Origin of the sequence: Cellulosimicrobium cellulans (assembly GCF_001722485.1) — a bacterium.
Lineage (GTDB): Bacteria > Actinomycetota > Actinomycetes > Actinomycetales > Cellulomonadaceae > Cellulosimicrobium > Cellulosimicrobium cellulans_A.
Genome location: NZ_LWGL01000222.1, coordinates 1 through 4,214, shown reverse-complemented (window position 1 = coordinate 4,214; position 4,214 = coordinate 1). Strand labels below are relative to the sequence as shown.

The following is a 4,214-nucleotide window of genomic DNA, read 5'->3' as shown; positions in this document are numbered from 1 at the left end:
GGAGCGGGTGAGGAGGACGGTCACGACACCGATCGCGACGACGAGGAAGACCTGGATCAGCACGATTTCCTCCGACCTACTTGAAGACGAGCTCGACGAGGATGTTCACCGAGTTCCACAGCGACTGACCCTTGCCCTTCGAGTACTCGGTGTACAGGACGTGGACAGGGTGCTCACGCCACGGCAACCCTGTGCGTCCGAGCTGGAGCACGATCTCGCTGGCGTGCGCCATGCGGTCCTGGTGCAGGTCGATCCGTCTCGCGGCGTCGGTGCGGATCACGCGCAGCCCGTTGTGCGCGTCCGTGAGCCGCAGGCCCGTGCTCTGGTTCGTGAACCAGACGGCGGTACGCAGCACGATCCGCTTGAGGAGCCCGGGTCGTGTCCGGGCGTCGAGGAAGCGGGAGCCGAAGACGATCGCGACGTCGTTCTCGCGTGCGAGCGCGACCATCTCCGCCGCGTCGTCGACACGGTGCTGACCGTCGGCGTCGAACGTGACGAGGTACCGCACACCCGGAAGGCAGCGCGCGTACTCGATGCCGGTCTGCAGCGCCGCGCCCTGCCCGAGGTTCACGGCGTGCCGGAGCACGGTCGCACCGGCCTCGCGCGCTCGCTGGGCCGAGTCGTCGGAGCTGCCGTCGTCGACGCACACGACCAGCGGGAACACCTTGAGCGCGGCTCCCACGACGTCCGCGATGACGCTGCCCTCGTTGTAGAGGGGGACGACGACGCAGACGTCGCCGTTGCCGGCGGCTGCGATGGCGGGCGGGCGACCGCGAGGCGCCGCGTCCGGTTCGTGCATGGTGGTCATTCTTGCAGGAGGTCGGACGGGCGAGGGACGTTCGTCAGTCGATCGGCGTCCGGGCGTACGGGTAATCTTGCCGACGCGGCGGGCCGACCACGACACGCCGACCCAGGGGAACTCGACGGAGGAGCACCAGACGGATGGGTGTGCGCATCGCGCCGAGCGCCGACGTCGCCGCAGACGCGACGATCGGTGACGGCAGTCAGATCTGGCACCTGGCACAGGTGCGTGAAGGCGTCACAATGGGTGAGGGCTGTGTCGTCGGCCGCGGTGCCTACATCGGCACCGGCGTGGACATGGGCCGGAACTGCAAGGTGCAGAACTACGCCCTCGTCTACGAACCGGCGTCGCTCGCCGACGGCGTCTTCATCGGTCCGGCCGTCGTCCTGACCAACGACACCTATCCGCGTGCCGTCAACCCCGACGGGACCCTCAAGAGCGCCGACGACTGGCACGCCGTGGGCGTGACGATCGGCGAGGGAGCCGCGATCGGGGCTCGTGCGGTGTGCGTCGCGCCGGTCACGATCGGGGCGTGGGCGACCGTCGCGGCTGGTGCGGTGGTGACGAAGGACGTGCCCGAGCACGCGATCGTGGTGGGCGTGCCCGCACGCCAGGTCGGGTGGGTCGGGCGCGCGGGCCAGCCGCTCCGCCAGGAGGACGGACACTGGGTGTGCCCCGTGACGGGCACCCGCTACGAAGAGCACGACAAGTCGATCAGAGAGGTCGCGACCGCATGAGCCAGACACTGATCCCGGCGGCGAAGCCCATCGTCGGGGACGAGGAGCGCGCGGCGGTCGACCGCGTCCTGCGCAGCGGGATGATCGCGCAGGGGCCCGAGGTGGCGACGTTCGAGCAGGAGTTCGCGGACGACCTCGTGGGCGGCCGCACCTGCGTGGCGGTGAACTCCGGCACGTCAGGCCTGCACCTCGGTCTGCTCGCCGCCGGCATCGGCCCGGGCGACGAGGTCATCGTGCCGTCGTTCACCTTCGCCGCGACGGCGAACTCCGTCGCGCTCACCGGTGCGACGCCGGTCTTCGCCGACATCGAGCCGGACCACTTCTGCCTCGCGCCGGACTCCGTGCGAGCCGCGATCACCGACCGCACCAAGGCGATCATGCCCGTGCACCTGTACGGGCACCCCGCTGACATGACGGCGCTGGGCGCCATCGCGGACGAGCACGGGCTGCTGCTGTTCGAGGACGCTGCCCAGGCGCACGGCGCGACGCTCGGCGGACGTCCGGTGGGCTCGTTCGGAACGTTCGCGATGTTCAGCCTCTACCCGACGAAGAACATGACGTCCGGCGAGGGCGGCATGGTCGCGTGCGCGACGGACGAGATCGCGCGCAACGTGCGCCTCCTGCGGAACCAGGGGATGGAGCGCCAGTACGCGAACGAGCTCGTCGGCTTCAACGCCCGGATGACCGACGTCCACGCGGCCATCGGCCGCGTCCAGCTCACCAAGGTCGGCGACTGGACCGAGACCCGTCGGCGCAACGCGGCGTTCCTCGATGCGAACCTCGAGGGCGTCGTGACCCCTCCGGTCGCCGAAGGTGCGGTGCACGTCTACCACCAGTACACGATCCGTGTGGCGGAGGACCGCGACCGCGTCGTGACGGCGCTGCGCGAGGAGCACGGTGTCGGTTCAGGGGTCTACTACCCGATCCCGAACCACCGTCTCGAGAGCCTCGCACGGTTCGCGCCCGGCCTGGACCTGCCCCAGACGGAGAAGGCGGCGCAGGAGGTCATCTCGCTCCCGGTGCACCCCTCGCTGTCCCGGGAGGACCTCGAGCGCATCGTGACCGGCGTGAACGCTCTCGTGAAGGCGGGTGCGTGATGACGAACCTCCGTGCTGGTCTTATCGGTCTCGGCGCCATGGGGCGCCACCACGCACGCGTGCTCCGCGAGCTTCCCGGCGTCGACCTCGTCGCGGTGGCTGACCCCGGGGGCGACCCCTACGGCGTCGCCGGCGGTCTCGACGTGCTTCCCGATGTCGACGCGCTCGTCCGGGCCGGCCTCGACATGGCCGTCGTCGCGGTCCCGACGGTCTTCCATGAGGAGGTCGGCCTGGCGCTCGCAGCCGCGGGTGTCCACGCCCTCGTCGAGAAGCCCATCGCCGCGACGAGCGAGGCGGGGCGCAGGGTTGCCGACGCGTTCGCCGACGCGGGGCTCGTCGGCGCCGTCGGCCACGTCGAGCGGTTCAACCCGGCGCTCCAGGAGCTGCGGCGTCGTATGGAGGCGGGGGAGCTCGGTGAGATCTTCCAGATCTCGACGCGCCGCCAGAGCACGTTCCCGGCGCGCATCTCCGACGTCGGTGTGATCAAGGACCTCGCGACGCACGACATCGACCTCACCGCCTGGGTGGCCCAGAGCGAGTACGCGTCCGTGGCGGCCCAGACGGCGCACCGGAGCGGGCGCGAGCACGAGGACATGGTCATCGCGACCGGACGTCTCGCCAACGGTGTCATCGTCAACCACGTCGTGAACTGGTTGTCGCCGATGAAGGAGCGGGTCACCGTCGTCACCGGGGAGCGCGGTGCGTTCGCGGTGGACACGTCCACGGGAGACCTGACGTTCTACGCCAACGGGGACATCAAGACGGAGTGGGACGTCGTGTCGACCTTCCGCGGCGTCTCCGAGGGTGACATCACCCGGTTCGCCTTCTCGAAGCGCGAACCGCTGCGGGTTGAGCACGAGGCGTTCCGCGATGCGGTCCTGGGCGTGCGCCAGGACGTCGTGACGATGCGGGAAGGTCTCCGCACGCTCGAGGTCGCCGAGGCCGCGCTGGAGTCGGCTGCGAAGGGCACGACGATCGAGCTGTAGACATGTGGTGCTGCCCACACACCGGGGCAAGTTCGTGACGCGCCCACGATGAAACGCTGTCGGACGGACGCTCGTTGCCATACTGGCGACGATCGTCCGGACCGGCCAGCGGCCCGGCAAGTCGAGGTTGTCGGGGGGCACCGTGACTTTCAGGTGGACCGTACTTGTCGTGACGCTAGCGCTCGCGGCGGCGCCAGGAGCTCCGGTCGTGGCGTTGCCTCGGGCCGCGCCTGATGCACCAGGCGCGGTGGCTCATGCGACGTCTGACACGTCGTCCGGAGCGGCGGGCGTGGGTCCAGCAGACGCCGACGGGGTCTCCCCGACGATCGAGGAGACGCCGCTGGCGCCCGTCGACCAGGACCCCGCCGGAGGGCTGCTCGAGAGCGACTCCGCGAACGGCGGCGCCGTCGGACCACAGACGTCGCCCGCCGAGCCGGACGAGCAGGCGCCCGGGGAGCAGCGTGACGGCGACGTGTGGTCGGCGACGGCTCCTGCCTCGGGTGCCGTCACCGTCGCCGGGGTCACTTGGGCGGAAGGCGCCGGGACCGACCGGTTCCGGGTCGAGGTCCGGTCACGAACTGGAGCGACGTGG

General features: G+C 70.5%; 5 protein-coding genes. 4 read left to right on the top strand and 1 reads right to left on the bottom strand.

The genetic code is table 11. The features are described 5' to 3' along the window. Nucleotides 1-76: 76 nt before the first annotated feature. Nucleotides 77-799 (bottom strand): glycosyltransferase family 2 protein, encoded by a 723-nt coding sequence (locus tag JZ5iCDA_RS15965; RefSeq protein WP_069388037.1) that lies wholly within the window; start codon nt 797-799, stop codon nt 77-79. Nucleotides 800-942: 143 nt separating this feature from the next. On the opposite strand from JZ5iCDA_RS15965, the gene JZ5iCDA_RS15960 reads away from it, so the two are divergent. From JZ5iCDA_RS15960 to JZ5iCDA_RS15945, 4 genes are all read left to right on the top strand, one after another. Continuing rightward, on the top strand, nt 943-1,539 hold the full coding sequence (locus JZ5iCDA_RS15960; RefSeq protein WP_069388035.1) for an acyltransferase: 597 nt from the start codon (nt 943-945) through the stop codon (nt 1,537-1,539). Further along, the gene (locus tag JZ5iCDA_RS15955; RefSeq protein WP_069388034.1) at nt 1,536-2,636 is read left to right on the top strand and encodes a DegT/DnrJ/EryC1/StrS family aminotransferase; all 1,101 of its coding nucleotides are present in this window, start codon (nt 1,536-1,538) and stop codon (nt 2,634-2,636) included. The genes JZ5iCDA_RS15960 and JZ5iCDA_RS15955 overlap by 4 nt, the downstream gene beginning before the upstream one ends. Beyond that, the gene (locus JZ5iCDA_RS15950) at nt 2,636-3,622 is read left to right on the top strand and encodes a Gfo/Idh/MocA family protein (protein WP_069388036.1); all 987 of its coding nucleotides are present in this window, start codon (nt 2,636-2,638) and stop codon (nt 3,620-3,622) included. Before JZ5iCDA_RS15955 ends, JZ5iCDA_RS15950 begins: the two co-directional genes overlap by 1 nt. A 289-nt stretch (nt 3,623-3,911) precedes the next feature. Continuing rightward, nucleotides 3,912-4,214: hypothetical protein (locus tag JZ5iCDA_RS15945; protein ID WP_139123166.1), on the top strand; the 303-nt coding region annotated here is incomplete at its 3' end.